This window comes from Phytopseudomonas argentinensis, assembly GCF_900113905.1.
GTDB lineage: Bacteria > Pseudomonadota > Gammaproteobacteria > Pseudomonadales > Pseudomonadaceae > Aquipseudomonas > Aquipseudomonas argentinensis.
Window position 1 is genome coordinate 72,570 of the sequence record NZ_FORC01000003.1, and the last position, 21,149, is coordinate 93,718.

16 protein-coding genes are annotated in these 21,149 nt (G+C 61.5%); 6 read left to right on the top strand and 10 right to left on the bottom strand.

Annotated elements, in window-relative coordinates; genetic code table 11:
- Positions 1-14: 14 nt before the first annotated feature.
- The 6 genes from BM154_RS14875 to BM154_RS14900 form a co-directional block, all read right to left on the bottom strand.
- Positions 15-923 carry an ABC transporter permease subunit gene (locus BM154_RS14875; protein ID WP_074885586.1) on the bottom strand — a complete coding sequence of 303 codons (909 nt, stop codon included), beginning with the start codon at positions 921-923 and terminating at the stop codon, positions 15-17.
- Positions 920-2,074, bottom strand: a complete 1,155-nt coding sequence (gene potA, locus BM154_RS14880) for a polyamine ABC transporter ATP-binding protein (protein WP_074885589.1) — start codon at positions 2,072-2,074, stop codon at positions 920-922. Before potA ends, BM154_RS14875 begins: the two co-directional genes overlap by 4 nt.
- A 55-nt stretch (positions 2,075-2,129) precedes the next feature.
- Positions 2,130-3,224 carry a polyamine ABC transporter substrate-binding protein gene (locus tag BM154_RS14885; RefSeq protein WP_074885591.1) on the bottom strand — a complete coding sequence of 365 codons (1,095 nt, stop codon included), beginning with the start codon at positions 3,222-3,224 and terminating at the stop codon, positions 2,130-2,132.
- Between the two features lie 152 nt (positions 3,225-3,376).
- Positions 3,377-4,477, bottom strand: coding sequence for a polyamine ABC transporter substrate-binding protein (locus BM154_RS14890; RefSeq protein ID WP_139225464.1), 1,101 nt, complete (start codon positions 4,475-4,477; stop codon positions 3,377-3,379).
- A 167-nt stretch (positions 4,478-4,644) separates the two neighbouring features.
- Positions 4,645-6,012: an aspartate aminotransferase family protein gene (locus tag BM154_RS14895; protein WP_074885594.1), complete on the bottom strand. Its 1,368-nt coding sequence runs from the start codon at positions 6,010-6,012 to the stop codon at positions 4,645-4,647.
- 55 nt (positions 6,013-6,067) lie between these two features.
- Entirely contained in the window at positions 6,068-7,426 is a 1,359-nt protein-coding gene (locus BM154_RS14900; RefSeq protein WP_074885596.1) for a glutamine synthetase family protein, read from the bottom strand.
- Between the two features lie 817 nt (positions 7,427-8,243).
- Here BM154_RS14900 and BM154_RS14905 point away from each other — a divergent pair.
- The 5 genes from BM154_RS14905 (at position 8,244) to aguA (ending at position 13,679) form a co-directional block, all read left to right on the top strand.
- Positions 8,244-9,623 (top strand): glutamine synthetase family protein, encoded by a 1,380-nt coding sequence (locus BM154_RS14905; protein WP_074885598.1) that lies wholly within the window; start codon positions 8,244-8,246, stop codon positions 9,621-9,623.
- Between the two features lie 113 nt (positions 9,624-9,736).
- A complete protein-coding gene (locus BM154_RS14910) occupies positions 9,737-10,801 on the top strand; it encodes a polyamine ABC transporter substrate-binding protein (RefSeq protein WP_074885601.1) in 1,065 nt (354 codons plus the stop codon).
- A complete protein-coding gene (locus BM154_RS14915) occupies positions 10,802-11,425 on the top strand; it encodes a TetR/AcrR family transcriptional regulator (RefSeq protein WP_074885604.1) in 624 nt (207 codons plus the stop codon).
- A gap of 238 nt (positions 11,426-11,663) precedes the next feature.
- Positions 11,664-12,542, top strand: coding sequence for an N-carbamoylputrescine amidase (gene aguB, locus BM154_RS14920; protein WP_074885609.1), 879 nt, complete (start codon positions 11,664-11,666; stop codon positions 12,540-12,542).
- 30 nt (positions 12,543-12,572) lie between these two features.
- Positions 12,573-13,679: an agmatine deiminase gene (aguA, locus tag BM154_RS14925; RefSeq protein WP_074885611.1), complete on the top strand. Its 1,107-nt coding sequence runs from the start codon at positions 12,573-12,575 to the stop codon at positions 13,677-13,679.
- Between the two features lie 91 nt (positions 13,680-13,770).
- Here the strand turns inward: aguA and BM154_RS14930 are convergent, their stop codons facing one another.
- From BM154_RS14930 to desA, 3 genes are all read right to left on the bottom strand, one after another.
- Entirely contained in the window at positions 13,771-15,141 is a 1,371-nt protein-coding gene (locus tag BM154_RS14930; RefSeq protein WP_074885614.1) for an OprD family porin, read from the bottom strand.
- A gap of 423 nt (positions 15,142-15,564) precedes the next feature.
- Complete coding sequence (locus BM154_RS14935) at positions 15,565-16,530, bottom strand: GGDEF domain-containing protein (RefSeq protein ID WP_074885616.1); 966 nt, start codon at positions 16,528-16,530, stop codon at positions 15,565-15,567.
- A 157-nt stretch (positions 16,531-16,687) separates the two neighbouring features.
- Positions 16,688-17,872, bottom strand: a complete 1,185-nt coding sequence (gene desA / locus BM154_RS14940; RefSeq protein WP_074885617.1) for a delta-9 fatty acid desaturase DesA — start codon at positions 17,870-17,872, stop codon at positions 16,688-16,690.
- 164 nt (positions 17,873-18,036) lie between these two features.
- Here desA and BM154_RS14945 point away from each other — a divergent pair, with 164 nt between their 5' ends.
- Complete coding sequence (locus BM154_RS14945; RefSeq protein WP_074885619.1) at positions 18,037-20,298, top strand: putative bifunctional diguanylate cyclase/phosphodiesterase; 2,262 nt, start codon at positions 18,037-18,039, stop codon at positions 20,296-20,298.
- A 25-nt stretch (positions 20,299-20,323) separates the two neighbouring features.
- On the opposite strand, the gene BM154_RS14950 is transcribed toward BM154_RS14945, so the two are convergent.
- Positions 20,324-21,001: a glutathione S-transferase N-terminal domain-containing protein gene (locus BM154_RS14950; RefSeq protein WP_074885621.1), complete on the bottom strand. Its 678-nt coding sequence runs from the start codon at positions 20,999-21,001 to the stop codon at positions 20,324-20,326.
- Positions 21,002-21,149 lie beyond the last annotated feature (148 nt).

Below are 21,149 nucleotides of genomic sequence, written 5' to 3' on the forward strand. Positions count from 1 at the left end.
CGTGCTATGCAGAGTCATACGCGCCCCTCCAGCTCTTTCGCTTGGTTACGGTTGAACAGAATGATCGGCACCAAGAGGATCGCCAGCATCACCACCGCCAGCGCCGAGGCCACCGGCCAGTCGCGGTTGTTGAAGAATTCCTGCCACAGCACCTTGCCGATCATCAGGGTTTCCGGCCCGCCAAGCAGCTCGGGGATCACGAACTCGCCGACCACCGGGATGAACACCAGCATGCAGCCGGCGATGATGCCGTTCTTGGACAGCGGCACGGTAATCTTCCAGAAGCTGTTGAAGTTGCTCGAGCCCAGATCCGAGGCGGCTTCGAGCAGGCTCTGGTCGTGCTTCACCAGGTTGGCGAACAGCGGCAGGATCATGAACGGCAGGTACGAGTAGACGATACCGATGTACACCGCGGTGTTGGTGTTGAGGATCTGCAGCGGTGCGTCGATAAGGCCGATGCTCTGCAGGAAGCCGTTGAGCAGGCCGTTGTTGCTGAGAATGCCCATCCAGGCGTAGACGCGGATCAGGATCGCCGTCCAGGTCGGCATCATCACCAGCAGCAGCAGGACCGTCTGGGTTTCCTTCTTGGCGCGGGCGATGGCATAGGCCATCGGGTAGCCGATCAGCAGACAGGCCAGGGTGCTGAAAAAGGCGATCTTCAGCGAACCCAGGTAGGCAGCCAGGTACAACTCGTCTTCGGTAAGGAAGATGTAGTTGCCCAGGTTCAGTACCACCTGCAGGGTATTGTCCACCCAGGTGTAGATTTCCGTGTACGGCGGGATCGCCACGTCGGCTTCGGCGAAGCTGATCTTCAGCACGATCACGAACGGCAGCAGGAAGAACAGGAACAGCCAGATGAACGGAATGCCGATCACCAGGTGTCGGCCGTTAGGCATACGCTTGGTCAGGCTGCTCATCTTCATGATTGCAATACCACGCCGCTGTCGTCTTCCCAGAACACCACCACGGGCTCATCCCAGGTCGGCCGCTTGCCGCGGCGCTCGGCGTTGGCGATGAAGCACTGCACGATCTGCCCGGCGGTCAGCTTGACGTAGTACACCGAGTGGCCGCCCAGGTAGGCGATGTCGTGCACGATGCCGTGGCTCCAGTTGTAGTCCGGGTGCTCGTGATCGGCCGGCAACTGGGTGGCCATCAGCAGCTTTTCCGGGCGCAGGGCGTAGGTGACCTGGGTCTCCTGGGCGCGGGTGCTGATGCCGTGGCCGATGTAGATCGGCTTGTCCAACTGCGGGCAGTCGATCACCGCATGATCGGTATCGTCATGGACGATCTGCCCGTCGAACAGGTTGACGTTGCCGATGAACTCGCAGACCAGGCGGCTGGCCGGCGTCTCGTAAACGTCGATGGGACTGCCGATCTGGGCGATCCAGCCCAGGTGCATGATGGCGATGCGCTGGGCCATGGTCATGGCCTCTTCCTGGTCGTGGGTGACCATCACGCAGGTCACGCCCACGCGCTCGATGATCTCCACCAGTTCGAGCTGCATTTGCGAACGCAGCTTCTTGTCCAGCGCACCCATGGGCTCGTCGAGCAGCAACAGTTTGGGCCGCTTGGCCAGGGAGCGGGCCAGGGCCACGCGCTGGCGCTGGCCGCCGGAAAGCTGGTGGGGCTTGCGCTTGGCGTACTGGGTCATGTGCACCAGCTTGAGCATCTCGGCCACGCGCTCGTCGATCTCGGCCTTGGACATCTTGTCCTGCTTGAGGCCGAAGGCGATGTTGTCAGCCACACTCATGTGCGGGAACAGCGCGTAGGACTGGAACATCATGTTGATCGGCCGATCGTAGGGCGGCAGTTCGGTAATGTCCTGGCCGTCGAGGAAGATGCGCCCCTCGGTGGGCCGTTCGAAACCGGCTAGCATGCGCAGCAAGGTCGACTTGCCCGAGCCAGAGCCACCGAGCAGGGCGAAGATCTCGCCCTTGTTGATGGTCAGCGAGACGTCGTCGACCGCGACGGTTTCGTCGAACTTCTTGGTCACGCGCTCGATCTTGACCAGCACCTCTTTGGGTTGCTGGCTGCCCTCGATGACCTTCTTATAGGTACTGGAAGCAACTGCCATTACCAAACTCCCGCAGCAAAAATGGCGCCCGGCGAGGGCCGGGCGCTAAAGGTTGTCATCTTCCGGACTTGATCTTCGTCCAGCTTCGCGTCATCAGGCGCTGCGCCTTGGGCGGCAGTTCGGCCATCACGTACAACTTGTCCAGCACGGCCTGTGGTGGGTACACCGACTCGTCCTGGCGAATGTCCTGGTCCATCAGCTCCCCCGCCTTGACGTTGGGGTTGGCGTAGCCGACATAGTCACTGACCCCGGCGATCACTTGTGGATCGAGGAGGTAGTTGATGAAGGCATGGGCCTGCTCGACATTGCTGGCATCCTTGGGGATGGCGAGCATGTCGAACCACAGGTTGGCGCCTTCCTTGGGAATCGCATAGGCGATTTCGACGCCCTTTCCGGCCTCCGCGGCACGGTCCGATGCCTGCAAGACATCACCGGAGTAGCCGAACGCCACGCAGATGTTGCCGTTGGCCAGATCCGAGATGTATTTCGAGGAGTGGAAGTAGCTCACGTAGGGGCGCACCTCCATCAGCTTGGCTTCGGCCTTGGCGTAGTCATCGGCGCTCTGGCTGTTGGGATCCAGGCCCAGGTAGTTGAGCACCGAGGGGATCATCTCGTCCGCCGAATCCATGAAGGACACGCCGCAGCTGGCGAGCTTCTTCATGTTCTGCGGTTCGAACAGCACGGCCCAGGAGTCGATCTTGTCGACGCCAAGCACTTCCTTGACCTTGGCGACGTTGTAGCCGATGCCGTTGGTGCCCCACAGATAAGGCACCGCATACTGGTTGCCCGGGTCGTTGGTTTCCAGCTGCTTGAGCAGCGCCGGGTCGAGGTTGTTCCAGTTCGGCAGCTTGCCCCGGTCGAGCTTCTGGAACGCGCCCGCCTTGATCTGCTTGCCGAGAAAATGATTGGACGGCACCACTACGTCGTAGCCGCTACGGCCAGCGAGCAGTTTGCCCTCCAGGGTTTCGTTGGAGTCGAAGACGTCGTAGACCGGTTTGATGCCCGTGTCCTTCTGGAACGCGGCCAGGGTGTCCTCGCCGATGTAGTCGCTCCAATTGTAGATATGCACGGTACCGTCGGCATGTGCCAGGGTTGCCAAGCCAACCGAAAGCGCGGTCGTTGTCAGGATCTTGCCCAGGGGAAAATGCACAGGTCGTCCTCTTCTTGTGGCGCATCACCCGCAGGTGACGTATCGCGGTTCGGGGGAGCGCCACGACAGCAGCGCGGCGCTCGACGGGCGGCGATCCGCCCCTTTGCCCATGAGCGCAGACCGCGGCGCCAGGCACCGCGGTCATCAGGCGATCAGCGACCGGACTTGATCTTCGTCCAGCTGCGGGTCATGGCGCGCTGAGCGGCCGGCGGCAGGTCCGGGAAGGCGTAAAGCTTGCCCATGGTTTCCTGCGTCGGGTACACGCCCGGGTCGTTACGAATGGCGTCATCGACCAGCGGCGTGGCTTTTGCGTTGCCGTTGGGGAAGTGCACTTCGTTGGTGATCTCGGCCATGATTTCCGGCTTCATCAGGAAGTTCATGAAGGCATAGGCCGACTCGACGTTTTCCGCGTCGGCAGGGATGGCCACCATGTCGAAGAAGGTACCGGCGCCTTCCTTGGGAATGTTGTAGGACACCTTGACCTTGCCACCGGCTTCTTCGGCGCGCGACTTGGCCTGGTAGATGTCACCCGAATAACCTACGGCAACGCAGAGGTTGCCATTGGCCAGGTCGGAGATGTACTTGGACGAGTGGAAATAAGTGATCGAAGGACGAATCTTCAGGAACAGCGCCTCGGCTTCCTTGAGCTGCTTCGGATCGGTGCTGGTCGGCTCATAACCCAGGTACTGCAGCGCGATCGGCAGGATCTCGGTTGGCGAATCGAGGAATGACACGCCGCAGGCCTTCAGCTTCTCGACGTTCTCGGGCTTGAACAGCAGGTCCCAGGAGTCCACCGGGGCATTTTCACCCAGCGCCGCCTTGACCTTCTCCGGGTTGAAGCCGATGCCGATCGAGCCCCACATGTAGGGAAAGGCGTACTGGTTGCCCGGATCGCTGACCTCGACGGTTTTCAGCAGGTTCTTGTCGAGGTTTTCCCAGTTCGGCAGCTTGGACTTGTCCAGCGGCTGGTAGACCTTGGCCTTGATGTGCTTGGCCAGGAAGTTGTTGGACGGCACCACGATGTCGTAACCCGACTTGCCGGCGAACAGCTTGGCTTCCAAGGTTTCGTTGGAGTCGAAAACGTCATAGGTGACCTTGATGCCGGTCTCCTTGGTGAACTTGGCCACGGTGTCCGCGGCGATGTAGTCCGACCAGTTGTAGACGTTCAATACCTTGCCATCTGCCTGCGCCATACCGGCCACGGCGCCGGCCAGCGTCACCGCCAGCAGAGTCTTGCCGAAAGTCTTGATCATGCGGTTCAGCTCCCTAATGTGATGTCGATTACCGGGCCGCCGTTCTTCGCGGCTGGGCCCGTTTTTTTGGCCGGCAAGTCTGGCGATAACGGCCCCATCGCTCAAGCCCTGACAGGCAATTGATTACACCCGACTGTCGCTGCATCCGAAAAGCCTTGCAGCGGCCGTCAGGTCAGTAAAGCACGGGCAGTGAGGTCCAGGCATTTACGGGCCTTTTCCACCAGCTCGTCGATCTCGCTCTTGCTGATCACCAGCGGCGGCGAAATGATCATGGTGTCGCCAACGGCGCGCATGATCAGGCCATTGTCGAAACAGTGACCGCGGCAGATCATACCCACCGATTTGTCACTCGGATAACGCGCGCGGGTCGCCTTGTCCTTCACCAGTTCGATGGCGCCCAGCATGCCCACGCCGCGCACCTCGCCGACCAATGGATGATCGGCCAGCTCGCGCAGTCGTTTCTGCAAATACGGTGCCGTTTCTTCTCTGACCCGCTCGATGATCTTTTCTTCGCGCAGAATTCGAATGTTCTCCAGCGCCACTGCTGCCGCCACCGGGTGCCCGGAATAGGTGAAGCCGTGGTTGAAATCGCCGCCCTCGTTGAGCACCTGGACGATCTCGTCACGCACCACCAGGCCGCCCATCGGCACGTAGCCGGAGGTCAGGCCCTTGGCGATGGTCATCATGTCCGGCGTGTTGCCGTAGAAGTCGCTGCCAAACCACTCACCGGTACGCCCGAAACCACAGATCACCTCATCGGCGACGAAGAGGATGTCGTGCTTGGCGAGAATCTCGCGCACCCGTGGCCAGTAGCTGTCCGGGGGAATGATCACCCCACCGGCGCCCTGGATCGGCTCGGCGATAAAGGCGGCGACCTTGTCTTCACCGACCTCGAGAATCTTCTTCTCCAGCTCATCGGCTGCCCAGATACCAAAGGCCTCCGGGGTCATCTCGCCGCCCTCGCCAAACCAGTACGGCTGGGCGATGTGCACGATGCCGGGGATCGGCAGGTCGCCCTGCTCGTGCATGCCCTTCATGCCGCCCAGGCTGGCGCCGGCGACGGTGGAGCCGTGATAGCCGTTCTCGCGGGCGATTACCACCTTCTTGTTCGGCTTGCCCTTGAGCGCCCAGTAGTGGCGAACCATGCGTAGCATGGTGTCGTTGCCTTCCGAGCCGGAGCCGGTGAAGAACACATGGTTCATGCCGGCCGGCGTCACCTCGGCAAGCGCCTTGGCCAGTTCCAGCACCGGCGGGTGGGCGGTCTGGAAGAAGGTGTTGTAGAACGGCAGCTCGCGCATCTGCTTGCTCGCCGCCTCGACCAGTTCCTCACGCCCGTAGCCGATGGCCAGGCACCAGAGCCCGGCCATGCCATCGAGGATCTTGTTGCCTTCGCTGTCCCACAGGTGCACACCTTCACCGCGGGTGATGATGCGTGGGCCCTTCTCGGCCAGTTGCTTGAAATCGCTGAAAGGCGCCAGGTGGTGATCGCGGCTCATGGCCTGCCACTGCTGGGTATTCGAATTGTTTGCCGTCATGTTCACCTCTTTATGAATGCAGGGCCGTGCGGATCGCGCGCCAGCCCCGGCTGGATCAGACCGAGAGCAGCAGGAACTCGCGTTCCCAGGAACTGATCACCCGCTTGAAGTTCTCGTGCTCGGCACGCTTGACCGCCACATAGCCGCTGACGAACTTGTGGCCCAGGTACTGCTCGACCACCTGGCAGGTTTCCATGCGCTCCAGTGCCGCTTCCAGGGTCAGCGGCAGGCGCAGGTTGCGGCGTTCGTAGCCACGCCCTACCACCGGCGCGCTGGGCTCGATGCCTTCGACCATACCGATGTAGCCACACAGCAGGCTGGCGGCCAGGGCCAGGTAGGGGTTGGCGTCGGCGCCGGCCAGGCGGTTTTCCACCCGGCGGTTCTGCGGCGTGGCGTCCGGCACGCGCAGGCCGACGGTGCGGTTTTCCTCGCCCCATTCGACGTTCACCGGTGCCGAGGTATCGGGCAGGAAGCGGCGGAACGAGTTGACGTTGGGCGCGAACAGCGGCAGCAGCTCCGGGATGTACTTTTGCAGGCCGCCGATGTGGTGCATGAACAGCTGGCTCATCGAGCCATCTTCGTTGGAGAAGATGTTCTTGCCAGTCTTCAGATCGATGATGCTCTGGTGCAGGTGCATGGCGCTGCCCGGCTCATCGGTGATCGGCTTGGCCATGAAGGTCGCAGCCACGTCGTGCTTGAGCGCCGCTTCGCGCATGGTGCGCTTGAACACCAGGATCTGGTCGGCCAGGTGCAGGGCTTCGCCGTGACGGAAGTTGATCTCCATCTGCGCCGGGCCTTCCTCGTGGATCAAGGTATCCAGGTCCAGGCCCTGCAGTTCGCACCAGTCGTACATGTCTTCGAACAGCGGGTCGAATTCGTTGGCCGCATCGATCGAGAAGCTCTGCCGGCCGGTTTCCGGACGCCCCGAGCGGCCCATCGGCGCCACCAGCGGGAAGTCCGGGTCGCTGTTGCGTTTGGTCAGGTAGAACTCCATCTCCGGTGCCACGATGGGCTGCCAGCCTTTTTCGGCATACAGACGCAGCACTTTCTTGAGGATGTTGCGCGGCGACAATTCGATAGGATTGCCCAGCTTGTCGTAGGTGTCGTGGATCACCTGGGCGGTGGGCTCGATGGCCCAGGGCACAATGAACACGGCGTTCTCATCCGGCCGGCAGAACATGTCGATGTCGGCTGGGTCGAGCAGGTCGTAGTACACATCGTCTTCGACGTAATCGCCGGTGACGGTCTGCAGCAGTACGCTCTCGGGCAGGCGCATGCCTTTTTCATCGAGGAATTTGTTGGTCGGCGAGATCTTGCCCCGGGCAATCCCCGTCAGGTCGCTGACCAGACATTCGACTTCGGTGATCTTGCGTTCTTTCAACCAGCTGGAGAGCTGGTCCAATTTGGTGCTCATAGAGACCTCAGGTTTTTTGAAACCGGCATCCTCGGCCGGCTCGACATGCCCCATACCCTGGCCAAGGCTTGTTGCCTGTCGCCAGCGCAGGGGATAATCCAGGCTGTCACACAGCTATGGGCACGGCGGGCCCCGCGCGCGCCCAGCCAAGGGCATCATGCACGCGCAACGCTGCGTCACCACATCGCCCAAGACTGTAACCGACCTTTGTTGCACTCGACAGACCCAGATCCCTTTGCAAGCCGCGCGCCGTTAGCGCAGAGCCTTTGCAGAGCCGCTCGGATTGCTGCAGGCAAACGCGATGGCTGCACACGCAAGGAGGAGCCAGACGAGAAAAAAGCATAGACGTGGAAGACAGCGGAAGGCTGACGGAGTGTGCAGATTTTCGAGCGAGGCGATTTACCCGGGGCTTGCAGCCGACATGCCCTGCGAACGCCTGCCCCAAAGCCGCCAGAGAACACCGCGTAGTCTTGAGCGCAGCCGGCGATGCCGCGGCCTGCGCGATACTGGCAATGACGCCGGGGAGCGACATGCAGCTCATGAAACACCCGTATTGTTGGATTATTTGGGGTTTGTCCCGAGCTTATCCTTGTTCATTTTTTTACACAACCCGGCGATCTCAGCCGGGAAAGTCGGCTGAGCACCACCGGAAACGCTGCAACAGCTTTCGCTGGAAATGCCCTGAAACGCCCTAGAAATGGCCACCGCGCATCCAATTGGGGCAGCATTGACCTGTCTTGACAGTGTCTGGCGTTTGGGATTGACTCCCGGTGTGTCAGCAATTGATTGATATTTTTAACAACATAGGTGTTGCATCATGTCGGTACCCCCGCGTGCCGTTCAGCTCAATGAAGCGAACGCGTTCCTCAAGGAACATCCTGAGGTTCAGTTCGTCGACCTTCTGATTGCAGATATGAATGGTGTCGTGCGCGGCAAGCGCATCGAGCGCGCCAGCCTCCACAAGGTGTACGAAAAAGGCATCAACCTGCCGGCTTCACTGTTCGCCCTGGACATCAATGGCGCCACCGTCGAAAGCACAGGCCTGGGCCTGGACATCGGCGACGCCGACCGTATCTGCTTCCCCATCCCCGATACCCTGTGCAAGGAACCCTGGCAGAAGCGCCCCACCGCGCAACTGCTGATGACCATGCACGAACTGGACGGCAGCCCCTTCTTTGCCGACCCCCGTGAGGTATTGCGTCAGGTGGTGCAGAAGTTCGACGAACTCGGCCTGACCATCTGCGCGGCCTTCGAACTGGAGTTCTACCTGATCGATCAGGAGAATGTGAACGGCCGCCCGCAGCCACCGCGCTCGCCAATCTCCGGCAAGCGCCCGCACTCGACCCAGGTCTACCTGATCGACGATCTCGACGAATACGTCGACTGCCTGCAGGACATGCTCGAAGCTGCCAAGGAACAGGCGCTACCGGCCGATGCCATCGTCAAGGAAAGTGCGCCGGCGCAGTTCGAGGTCAACCTGCATCACACCAAGGATGCCATCAAGGCCTGTGATCACGCGCTGCTGCTCAAACGCCTGATCAAGAACATCGCCTACGACCACGAGATGGACTCGACCTTCATGGCCAAGCCCTATCCGGGCCAGGCAGGCAATGGCCTGCACGTGCATATCTCGCTGCTCGACAAGAAAACCGGGAAGAACATCTTCGCCACCGACGACCCCGAACAGCATGCGCCGCTGCGCCATGCCATCGCCGGGATCCTCGACACCATGCCCGCGTCGATGGCCTTCCTGTGCCCTAACGTCAACTCCTACCGCCGTTTCGGCGCGCAGTTCTACGTGCCCAACGCGCCGAGCTGGGGCCTGGATAACCGCACCGTGGCGGTACGTGTACCGACCGGCAGCAGCGATGCGATCCGCATCGAACACCGGGTGGCCGGTGCCGATGCCAACCCGTACCTGATGATGGCGGCGATCCTCGCCGGCATTCACCACGGCCTGACCAATCAGCTGGACCCCGGCGCGCCGATCGAGGGCAACTCCTACGAACAGCTGGAGCAGAGCCTGCCGAACAACCTGCGCGATGCCTTGCGCGAGCTGGACGACAGCGAGGTGCTCAACAAGTACATCAGCCCCGATTACATCGATATCTTCGTCGCCTGCAAGGAAGCCGAGCTACAGGAATTCGAGACGACCATTTCCGACCTCGAATACAACTGGTACTTGCACACCGTGTGACCTGCAAACGCCGGCGAGAGCCGGCGTTTTCACAGGCGCCGCTGACCGGACTCGGCGAGCCCGCGCGCCTGAGGCCCACTCACCTGCCACCACTGCCAATCAGGATGACCGCCATGATTCGCCGTTTCGCCCTTCTGTTGCTGGCCCTCGCTCCGGTATCGGCAATGGCCGCCAGCGGCGACAGCATTCGCGTCTACAACTGGAACGACTACATAGCCCCCGAGGTGCTGGAACGCTTCCAGCAGGAAACCGGCATAACGGTCGACTACCGCACCTTCAGCACTGCAGAAGAACTTGCCGCCGTACTGGCCAGCGCAGAGCCGATCGATATCGCGGTGGTCACCCATAACACGCTGCCTCAGCTGATCAGTGCAGGCCGCCTGCAACCACTGGATTTGCCGCAGTTGAGCAATCGCCGGCATCTGGATCAGGACCTGCTGAAGAAACTGGCCGCCGTCGACGCCGATAATCGCCATGCCATTCCATACCTGTGGGGTGCGGTCGGCCTGGCGATCAACCAGCCAAAGGCTGAAGCAGCCTATGGAGGGCCACTGCCGCACAGCTGGAGCCTGTTCTTCGACCCAGCCCAGAGCGCCCGGCTGGCAAGTTGTGGCATCAGTTCCCTGGATGCACCGGCGGAGGTGCTGTCGGTGCTGTTCAACTACCAGGGGCGCAGCCTGGCACGCGCCGCCCCGGCGCGGATCAAGCGCGCGGGCGAGCTGCTGTTGCAGGTGCGGCCGAACCTACGCTATGTAGACAGCGAGCGCTATATCGACGACCTCGACAATGGCCGCCTGTGCATGGCCATCGCCTGGGCGGGTGATGCCCTGAGCGCGGCCAGAAAAGGCCAGCCAGTGACCTTCATGATTCCCGACGAGGGCTCGGTGCTGTTCATCGACAATCTGGTGATCCCAAGCAACGCCCCGCGTGCGGATCTGGCCAATCGGTTTATCGACTACCTGATGCGCCCGGAAGTGGCCGCCCAGATCACCCGCGAAACCCTGTACCCCAGCGGCAACGCCGACGCCAGACAGTTTCTCGACGAACGCCTGAGCAACGAGCCCGCCCTATACCCCGACGCCGAACTGAAGCGCCGCCTGCATGTGCTGGAAACCCTGCCCGCCAAGCAGGCCGAGGTACGCGACGCAGCCTGGCAGCGCTTTCGCGAGGGCAGCTGATTGACTACCCGCAAACCCCGCGCCAGCAGCCAGGCGCGTATCGAACAGATCCTCAACGCGGCCCGCACCTTGCTCGCCGAGCAGGGCGTCGGGGCGTTGTCGATATATACCGTGGCGCAACGGGCGGCCATCGCACCCTCGTCGATCTATCATTTTTTCCCCAGCGTGCCGGCCCTGCTCCAGGCCCTGACAGCGGATGTGCACCGCGCCTTCCGCGCCTGCCTGGAGGAGCCCGTCGAGGCGGGCGCGCTGCATAGCTGGCGGGATCTTTCGCGGATCATCGAACAGCGCATGCTGACCCTTTACGCCGACGACGCGGCCGCCCGCCAACTGATTCTCGCCCAGCATGGCCTCGGTGAAGTGACCCAGGCCGACCGTCAACACGACATCGAACTGAGCCAGCAGGCCCGGGCGCTATTCGATCGTTATTTCGAGCTGCCTGCCCTGCCGGACGATATGGACGTATTCGCCCTGGCCATGGAGCTGGGTGATCGCGTCTACGCGCGCTCGATCCACCAGCACGGTGAAATCACCCCGCGTTTTGCCGAAGAAGGCCTGCGCGTCTTCGAGGCTTACCTGGGCCTCTATCTGCCGCCTTTTTTGCCCAAGCGTGCCGTTCGCTGAGCAAAACGACGGGCTCAGCAGCGACTACCTGAAGGCCCGTTGGAAGGGGCCATATCTCCGGCCAATACAAATATTTATCCGCTATACAAGCATGAGATAGCAAAATCCTTTTTTACAGCGAACTTTAAAAGCCGATATTTATCGACTATAACGTCACATACCATTCCATCGTGCCGCACTTGCAGGCACCGACGGCCAGGGTCAATCTGTGCTGCTCCACGCTCTCAGGAGGTCGTTCATGTCCCGCACTGTTACCGTGGCCACCACGCAAATGGCCTGCTCCTGGGATAGCGCGAGCAACATTGCCAATGCCGACAGGCAGGTACGCGAGGCTGCCGCCAGTGGTGCGCAGATCATCCTGCTGCAGGCACTGTTCGAAACACCCTATTTCTGCCAGAAGCCCAACGCGGATTACCTGCAACTGGCTACCGAGGTGCACGACAACTCGGCCATCAGGCATTTCCAGGCGCTCGCCGGGGAATTGCAGGTGGTACTGCCAATCAGCTTCTACGAGCTGGCCGGGCGGGCACGCTTCAACAGCGTCGCCGTGCTCGATGCCGACGGCAGCAACCTCGGTATCTATCGCAAAAGCCATATCCCTGATGGCCCCGGTTATCACGAAAAGTATTACTTCAATCCGGGAGACACCGGCTTCAAGGTGTGGAATACCCGTTATGCCACAATCGGTGTCGGCATCTGCTGGGATCAATGGTTTCCCGAGAGCGCGCGGGCCATGGCCCTGCTGGGCGCCGAAATGCTGTTTTACCCAACCTCCATTGGCAGCGAGCCCCACGATGCCAGCATCGTCTCGCGCGACCACTGGCAGCGTGTGCAACAGGGCCATGCCGGGGCCAACCTGATGCCGCTGATCGCCAGCAACCGCATCGGCCTGGAAGAGCAGGATGGCTACAGCATCGGCTTTTACGGCTCATCGTTCATCGCCAACCAGTTTGGCGAGAAGGTCGAGGAGCTCGGCGAGGGCGAGCAAGGCGTGCGGGTGCACAGCTTCGACCTCGACAAGCTGGAGCAGGTGCGTAGCGCCTGGGGCACATTCCGGGATCGCCGCCCCGAGCTCTACGCTCCCCTGAAAACCCTGGACGGCTCACTCGCCTCCTGAACCACAGATCTCGCGCCAAGGAGCTATCCAATGACCACGCTGACCTCCACGCCCCGTGCCGACGGCTTTCGCATGCCGGCTGAATGGGAACCCCATAGCCAGACATGGATGGTCTGGCCAGAGCGCCCGGACAACTGGCGCCTGGGCGGCAAGCCCGCTCAGCACGCATTCGCAGCGGTTGCCAGGGCGATCGCCGAATTCGAGCCGGTGACCGTTTGCGCATCGGCCGCGCAGTACGAAAATGCCTGCGCACACCTGCAGCACGAGCGCATCCGCGTTGTGGAAATGACCACCGACGACGCCTGGGTGCGTGACACCGGCCCGACCTTCGTGACCAGCGCCCAGGGCGAACTGCGCGGCGTGGACTGGGGCTTCAATGCCTGGGGCGGCTTCGAAGGCGGGCTGTATTTCCCCTGGCTGCGCGACGATCAGGTGGCCAGCAAGATTCTCAGCATCGAAGGCTGCGACCGCTACCGCACCGAAGGCTTCGTGCTCGAAGGCGGCTCGATACATGTCGATGGTGAAGGCACCCTGATCACCACCGAGGAATGCCTGCTCAACCATAACCGCAACCCGCACCTGAATCGCGAACAGATCGAAGCGATGCTGGCCGATCACCTGGCCATCGATACCGTGATCTGGCTGCCCCATGGCCTGTACAACGACGAAACCGACGGCCACGTGGACAACTTCTGCTGCTACGTGCGCCCGGGCGAAGTGCTGCTGGCCTGGACCGATGATCCGGAGAACCCCAACTACACCCGCTGCCAGGCGGCCATGGCCGTGCTGGAAGATGTCCGCGATGCCAAAGGCCGCAAGCTGACCGTGCACAAGATGCCGATCCCGGGCCCGCTTTACGCCACGGAAGAAGAATGCGCTGGCGTCGATCGCGTACTCGGCAGCCAGGAGCGTAGCCCGCAGGTGCGTCTGGCCGGCTCCTACGTGAACTTCCTGATCGTCAACGGCGGCATCGTGGCGCCCCGTTTCGACGACCCCAAGGATCCGGAAGCCAAGGCCATTCTAGAACGCCTGTTCCCCGAGCACCGCGTAGTCATGGTTCCGGGCCGGGAAATCCTGCTCGGCGGCGGCAATATTCACTGCATCACCCAGCAGCAGCCGGCCACCAGCACGCGCTGAGAGCAACACTCGGCAGAAAAGCAAAAGCCCGGAACCAGTCCGGGCTTTTGCATTTAATGGGCCGCCGCGTAGTGCGGCTCATTAGGCCGCCTTAGAGCAGCGGGATGCTGTAGCTGACGATCAGGCGGTTCTGATCGGTATCAGCGGCAGCCTCACTGCGCAGGGAAGCGTTACGCCAGGCGAAGCCCAGGCCTTTCATGGCACCTTCCTGCAGCACGTAGCTGACGGTCAGGTCGCGTTCCCACTCTTTCAGGTCACCGTCAGCCGACTTGATATTGTCGCCTTTCATGTACAGCACGTTGGCGGTCAGGCCAGGCACGCCGATCTTGCCGAAATCGTAGCCGTACTGGGTGATCCAGGTACGCTCGCCAGCGCGACCGAAGTTGGTGATCTGACGATCTGTAATCAGGTAAGTGGTGGCACCACCCTGACCCGGGATAGAGCCCTGGTTCAGCTGGGTGAAGTTGCTGTCACCGGAAACCTGCTGATAGCCGGCGCTCAACGCGTGGCCTTCCAGGCTGTAGGTAAACATGGCGCTCCAAGTACGGTTATCGACCTCGCCGAAATCGGAGTTGCCACGACCACCGTTCCAGTATCCACTGCCGATGTAGCCATCGGCACGACCAGCAGCACTACCATTCTTGCCATCAGAACTGGTGTCGAAGTAACGCAGGTCGGATTTCAGCGAGCCAGCGCCCAGCGCCAGGGTATGGGTCAGACCCAAAAAGTGCTGCTTGTAGAAGTCATCCAGGTTGCCGTAGTAGTACTGAACCAGCAGATCCTTGTTGATCTTGTAGTCAGCGCCGCCGTAGTAGAACTTGTTGCTGTCGGCACCTGCACCGGCGCCAGCGATAGCCAGCGAGTCGGCGTTACTGGAGGTACGGCCTTTGGCATGCTCCAGCTGACCGGCAACCAGGGTCAGGTTGTCGATTTCGTTGGAAGTGATCTGCGCGCCCTCGAAGGTCTGCGGGATCAGACGGCCATCGTTGAAGGTCACGACCGGCAGCTTCGGCTGCAGGGTGCCGACATGAGCTACGGTCTTGGAGAAACGGATCTTGCCGGTCAGACCCATGCTGCTGAACTCATCACGGGCACTGCCGTCACTTTCCAGCGGGAACAGGGCGCTCGGAGTACGATCTTGCCCAGCTTTGCCTGCACGGCCGCCACCGTCCAGACGCACACCCAGCAGGCCGATTGCGTCAACACCAACGCCTACGGTGCCCTCAGTGAAACCCGACTGCAGGTTCAGCTGGAATGCCTGACCCCACTCACGAACCTGACCGCTATGGGCAGCGCCAACGCCTACATCACCCTGGCTTTCACGGTTGTCGTTGTCGAAGTAGAAGTTACGCAGGTCCAGCTTGGCCGTGCTGTCTTCAATAAAGGCAGCGTTGGCAACGTTGCCCAGGGTCAGGCCCAGAGTGCCGGCGGCTACGGCCAGCGCCAGGGAAGCTTTTTTCATCGTGATCTCTCCAGTGTTCTGTTCTTTTATGGGTGCTGCACATCGGTCTGGAGGATGCCGCCTTCTAGGCGCGCAGCCAGCCGAATTCGGGTACGGCCGTCAGCTACCAGGCAGCCGGAAGGCGCCACAGGTACTCGGACGGCAATACGAAAACTTAAGGGTAAAGGTGAATCAGTTTGGTCTGCTTGAAGCGACAGGCAAAGGACATCGTTCGACTCTCGGCATTATTATTTTCAGCCACTGCTGGGCCGCTGCTGGTTGAATTTAGCACAGCAGGTTATGTGCCATGGACGACCAAAGTCGCATAACAGCCAACATTTCAATATGTTACTGGGAAAGAGAGAAGAAGTGGTGCTCGCTCATCAGCAAAAATGAGCGATTATCCGCCCAGGCGACGGCGAAAAAAGGCGAATTTCCGCCAGATCAGCTGGTTACGATCTGATTCTTGCCCTGTCGCTTGGCCTGATACATCGCCGCATCTGCCCGCGCATAGAGCACATCGAGGCCCGGGTCGCCACTGCGCAAGGTGGTCAGGCCCTGACTGACGGTAATGCCGAAAGTGGTGCCTTCGTGGTTGAACGACAGTCGCTGGATCTCGCGCTGCAGGCGCTGGGCGATCTGCGCGGCCAGTTCCGGCTCACAGCCCGGAAACAACGCGGCAAATTCCTCGCCACCGATTCGTCCGAACAGATCGCCCCGACGCAAGACTGAGCTGGCGCAATTGGCCAGCTGCTGCAGCACCTGATCGCCGACCTGGTGACCGTAGCTGTCGTTGATGTGCTTGAAGTCATCCAGGTCCAGAAGCAGAAAGGCCAGCGGCTGTCCATGGGTGCGGGCCAGCTCGAATTCGCTCTGCGCGCACTCGAAGAAGTGCCGGCGATTGCTGCTCTGGGTCAGCACGTCAGTGGTCGCTAGGCGATGCAACTCACCTTCAAGCTGCTTTTTCTCGGTGATGTCTTCGGCAATGCCGAAGATGATCGGCGTCGCCTGGCTCTCGCTCTGCCGGCCGATGAAGCATTTGTCGCTGAGCCAGCGGATCTCGCCATCGGCGCGGATGATTCGATATTCGCGAGCTTCGACAGCGCCGGTTTCCAGCACCTTGGCCATGCTCTCGGCAGCATATTCCAGGTCGTCCGGGTAAATGCTGTTAAGCCACTCGCCATAATCAGCCAGCAACAAACCGGCCGACCGACCGAATACCAGCTCGTATGCCGGGCTGACATAGATGATCTGCTGAGACTCCCAGTCGAATGCCCAGAGCACCGCGTTCACGCTGCCCAACAAGGTACTGAACAATTGCTCACGCTCGCGCAGGCGGGTGCCCTCGGCACGGCTGTGCAGCAATGCGAGGGTCAGCTCCTCCAGGTCGAGCGCAGCGAGTTCATCCATATACCGATCCAGAAGCTTGGCCCTTTAAGCAGATTAGGGTTGCCAGCGAGATCGAAAAAGCCCGCCGAATGGCGGGCTTTCAGAGGGGCAACCAGGTCAAAGCTATGACCGTGGGTGCAGTCGACGGTTCACCGCCCAACCAGCTTTGTGCGCTGGATCACACTGCCGTAGGGCGCAGGGAATAGGTCTTCAGTTGCTCGGCGAAGTCGCGTAGCGACTGGATGCCACTGGCCTCGGCATCCTGCACCCAGTGCTTGATAGCCTCGAGCATGTCATGACCATTGGCGCTGGTTCGTGCCCAGATCATTTGCAGTGCCAGGCGCTTCTCGTAAATCACCTTGAGCGCCTGGCTGTGCGCCAACATGGCATCGATATGCACTTGTTGCTTGTCCTGCAGCAGGCTCGGCTCGCGCGACAACAGGCGCTTGGCACGCCGGAACTGGTGGCGTACCGATTCGTCGGCCTTGGCCAGCTCCTGCTTGACCAGCGGGCCGATCACCAATTTGCGGTACTGGGCCATGATCTGGAAGCGGTTGTTGAGAATCGCCATGGCGGTATCCATGTCCAGAATGCCCTTGCCAGGCACCCGATGGGCGATCGGCGCAACACGCTGCACCTTCGCCAGGCGCAGAAAGCTGAACAGCTGGATCCACGCCCAGCCCATATCGAACTCCCAGCGCTTGACCGACAGCTTGGCCGAGTTGGGATAGGTGTGATGGTTGTTGTGCAGCTCCTCACCACCCACGATGATGCCCCAGGGCACCAGATTGGTGGCCGCATCACGGCATTCGAAGTTGCGATAGCCAATGGCATGGCCGAGGCCGTTGATGACGCCGGCGGCCCAGAAGGGAATCCAGATCATCTGCACGGCCCAGACGGTAAGTCCCAGGGCACCGAACAGCAGCACGTCGATGACCAGCATCAGTGACACGCCGCCGATCGGGAACCGCGAGTAGACATTGCGCTCGATCCAGTCGTCGGGGCAGTTCTTGCCATATATACGCAGGGTATCCTGGTTCTTCGCCTCTTCGGCGTACAACTCGGCGCCCTGCCGCATTACCGTGCCCAACCCTTTGATCACCGGGCTGTGCGGGTCTTCGGCGGTTTCGCATTTGGCGTGATGCTTGCGGTGAATTGCCGTCCACTCGCGGGTATTCATGCCTGTGGTCATCCACAGCCAGAAACGGAAGAAGTGCTTGAGCGCAGGGTTCAGCTCCAGGGAACGGTGCGCCGAGTAACGGTGCAGATAGACCGTGACCGCCACGATGGTGACGTGTGTCATCAGCAGGGTGACGATGATGAGTTGCCAGACAGGCAAATCGAGAAAACCGTTGTACCACATGGGCAGAGGTACCTCTTGCAGAGAAAAAGCGACGCGGCTTGAATGCCGCTCCACCATTATCAACATCAACTGCTGGAAAACCACTTGGTCTTTTGGCTAAGGATGTTACAAGGGTAATCCCAGCCAAGTTCCGCACACGAGACAAGCAAACCGTAAATTTGCCTATGAACACTCGCCAGGGCGCATTGCGCCTGACTTTGACCTACCTGGTGGCGGCAGCCCTGTGGATCGTTGCGAGCGACATGCTGCTGGCATCGCTCGACCTGACGGCCCGACAGACGGAGCAGGCCCATGTGTGGAAAGGCCTGGTATTCGTCCTGCTGACCGGCGCACTGCTGTACGTGACGATCAGCCGACACCTGCATCGCCAGGTACGCATCGGTAAGGCACTACGCGCCAGCGAAGAGCGCCTCAGCCTGGCCCTGTCAGCCACTGAGGACGGACTCTGGGACTGGGACTTGCGCCGCCAGAGCATCTATTACTCGCCGGGTTATCACGCACTGCTGGGCCTGGCAGACGGCGACCTGGGCACCGGCCGCGATCAGTGGCAGCAATTGCTGCATCCTGACGATCGCCCCGCCTATCAACGGGCGCTGCATACGCTGATGCAGGCAAGCCAGGACACCCCCTACGAGAACAGCTACCGCCTGCGTCACCGTGACGGCAGCTACCGCTGGGTCATGTCGCGCGGGCGCTTGCAGGTTGACGGCCAGGGGCGACCCGAGCGGTTCATCGGCACGGTCAGGGATATCACCCAGCGCCGGGCCGACGCCGACAGCCTGCGCCAGGCGGCCGCTGTATTCGAGTCGACCCAGGAAGGCGTGCTGGTCACCGATACCAGGCAGACCATCGTGCACATCAACCCGGCGTTCAGCCGAATCACCGGCTACAGCGAAGCGGAAATTCTCGGCAAGCATCCTACCCTGCTGAAATCCGGCCGCCACGACGCCGCGTTCTACCAGAACCTCTGGCACACCCTGCAGACTCAGGGGATCTGGAGCGGAGAGGTGTGGAACCGCCGCAAGAACGGCGAAATCTACCCACAATGGCAGTGCATTCGCGCCATTCACGGCGACCACGGCCTGCTCAGCCACTACGTTGCGGTGTTCTCCGACATCAGCGTGCTCAAGCATTCCCAGCGCGAACTCGACCACCTCGCCCATCATGACCCCCTCAGCAACTTGCCCAATCGACTGCTGTTCAGCGAACGGGTCGAGCATGCCCTGCAGCGCGCCGAGCGCGACGCGGATCGCGGCGCCGTACTGGTGGTGGATCTGGATCACTTCAAGCACATCAACGAAAGCCTTGGCCATAACGTCGGCGACCTGCTGCTCAAGGCCACCGGCGAGCGCCTTGCCAGGCAACTCGGCAGCGGCAGCACCCTGGCGCGCCTGGGCGGCGACGAGTTCGCCATCCTCGCCGAGGACTGCGCGCAGGCCGAGCAGGCGGCGCACCTGGCGCAGGCACTGATCGACTGCCTGCACGCACCGTTCCTGCTCGATGGTCAGGAGCTGTTCATCTCGGCCAGCGCAGGTATCTGCCTGTACCCGGAGGACGCGCGCACGGTCGATGAGGTGCTGCGCAACGTCGACTCGGCACTGTTCAAGGCCAAGAGCAGCGGCCGCGAGGGCTTTGCCTTCTATGATCAGGAACAGACCGAGTATGCCCGCCAGCGTGTGGAACTGATCGCCGGCCTGCGCCATGCCCTCGAGAACGGCGAACTGCGGGTGCACTACCAGCCCCTGCATTGTCTGGGCGACAATCGCATGATCGGTGTCGAGGCGCTGGTGCGCTGGCAGCATCCGCAGCGCGGCCTGGTCCCGCCAGGCGAGTTCATTCCGGTTGCCGAAGACAGCGGCATGATCAGCGCCATCGATGCCTGGGTACTCGAAGAAGCGTGCAGGCAGATGGTCGCCTGGCGCAGTGCCGGGCGCAGCCTGCAGTTCGTTGCCGTGAATATTTCCAGCCGCCTGTTCAGCCGCGGCGAACTCGATCAACGGGTCGCCCAGGTACTGACCGACACCGGCCTCCCCGCTGACTGCTTGGAGCTGGAAGTCACCGAAAGCGCGGTGATGGACGACCCGGATCAGGCCCAGGCCCTGTTGGAACGCCTGCGCAGCCTCGGCGTGCGCCTGGCCATCGATGATTTTGGCACCGGCTACAGCTCCCTCGCCCGCCTCAAACGCCTGCCGGTGCACAAGCTCAAGCTCGACCAGAGCTTTGTCGCCGGCCTGCCCCACGACAAGGATGACCTGGCAATCACCCACGCAGTCATTGCCCTTGCCCATAACATGGACATGAAGGTACTCGCCGAAGGCGTGGAGCGTAGCGAACAGCTGGAGCACCTGCGCCAGCTGGGCTGCGACTACGTGCAGGGCTATCTGCTCGGCCGCCCATTAGCGGCCGCAGACCTGCACTTGGGGTGACAGACGCCACCCCAGGTTCGGCACCTCAGAACAGTGCCTTGCGCGCCTCGCTGGTCAGCACTTCTTCGGGGCGCTGACCAATGGCCTCGGCGACCTGATAAGCCCGTTGCACCGCCGGACGCTTGCCCATGCGCGCCAGCCAGGCGGCCATATTTGGGAAATCCTCCAGACGCTGGCGCTGCAACTCCCAGCCCTTGGCCCAGGGATAAATGGCCATGTCGGCAATCGAATAGTCACCGGCCACGTATTCGCGCCCCTCGAGCTGGCGATCCAGTACGCCGTACAAGCGCGCGGTTTCCTTCACGTAGCGGTCGATCGCATAGGGGATCTGCTCCGGGGCGAAACGCACGAAGTGATGGTTTTGCCCGGCCATCGGCCCCAATCCGCCCATCTGCCAGTGCAACCACTGCTGAACCTGCACACGCAAGCGCGGCTGCAGCGGCATGAAGCGGCCGACCTTGTCGGCCAGGTATTCGAGAATCGCCCCGGACTCGAACACCGAGATCGGCTCACCGCCATCGCTGGGGTTATTGTCGACGATGGCTGGAATCCGGTTGTTCGGGGCGATTTTCAGGAATGCCGGTTCGAACTGCTGGCCCGTACCGATATTCACCGGATGCACGTTGTAATCCAGACCGCTTTCCTCGAGAAAGATACTGATCTTGTGGCCGTTGGGGGTCGTCCAGTAATGGAGGTCGATCATGGGGCGCTCCTGTCGAATCACGGCGGCCGCTTGCCGGCGCCGATGGGCAATGGATAGATCTTGGAGCCAGGCGGCGCATACAGAGTTCAGCCGCGGTGACCCGCCGCGCAGGGCCGGCGTCCAGCATCGGCTGCGTAATGCACGCCCC

What these genes read in the sequence shown, in the direction of transcription:
- BM154_RS14875 (WP_074885586.1), bottom strand. Translation starts at nt 923, where the DNA reads ATGAAGATGAGCAGCCTGACCAAGCGTATGCCTAACGGCCGACACCTG.
- potA (WP_074885589.1), bottom strand. Translation starts at nt 2,074, where the DNA reads ATGGCAGTTGCTTCCAGTACCTATAAGAAGGTCATCGAGGGCAGCCAG.
- BM154_RS14890 (WP_139225464.1), bottom strand. Translation starts at nt 4,477, where the DNA reads ATGATCAAGACTTTCGGCAAGACTCTGCTGGCGGTGACGCTGGCCGGC.
- BM154_RS14895 (WP_074885594.1), bottom strand. Translation starts at nt 6,012, where the DNA reads ATGACGGCAAACAATTCGAATACCCAGCAGTGGCAGGCCATGAGCCGC.
- BM154_RS14900 (WP_074885596.1), bottom strand. Translation starts at nt 7,426, where the DNA reads ATGAGCACCAAATTGGACCAGCTCTCCAGCTGGTTGAAAGAACGCAAG.
- BM154_RS14905 (WP_074885598.1), top strand. Translation starts at nt 8,244, where the DNA reads ATGTCGGTACCCCCGCGTGCCGTTCAGCTCAATGAAGCGAACGCGTTC.
- BM154_RS14910 (WP_074885601.1), top strand. Translation starts at nt 9,737, where the DNA reads ATGATTCGCCGTTTCGCCCTTCTGTTGCTGGCCCTCGCTCCGGTATCG.
- aguB (WP_074885609.1), top strand. Translation starts at nt 11,664, where the DNA reads ATGTCCCGCACTGTTACCGTGGCCACCACGCAAATGGCCTGCTCCTGG.
- aguA (WP_074885611.1), top strand. Translation starts at nt 12,573, where the DNA reads ATGACCACGCTGACCTCCACGCCCCGTGCCGACGGCTTTCGCATGCCG.
- BM154_RS14930 (WP_074885614.1), bottom strand. Translation starts at nt 15,141, where the DNA reads ATGAAAAAAGCTTCCCTGGCGCTGGCCGTAGCCGCCGGCACTCTGGGC.
- BM154_RS14935 (WP_074885616.1), bottom strand. Translation starts at nt 16,530, where the DNA reads ATGGATGAACTCGCTGCGCTCGACCTGGAGGAGCTGACCCTCGCATTG.
- desA (WP_074885617.1), bottom strand. Translation starts at nt 17,872, where the DNA reads ATGTGGTACAACGGTTTTCTCGATTTGCCTGTCTGGCAACTCATCATC.
- BM154_RS14945 (WP_074885619.1), top strand. Translation starts at nt 18,037, where the DNA reads ATGAACACTCGCCAGGGCGCATTGCGCCTGACTTTGACCTACCTGGTG.
- BM154_RS14950 (WP_074885621.1), bottom strand. Translation starts at nt 21,001, where the DNA reads ATGATCGACCTCCATTACTGGACGACCCCCAACGGCCACAAGATCAGT.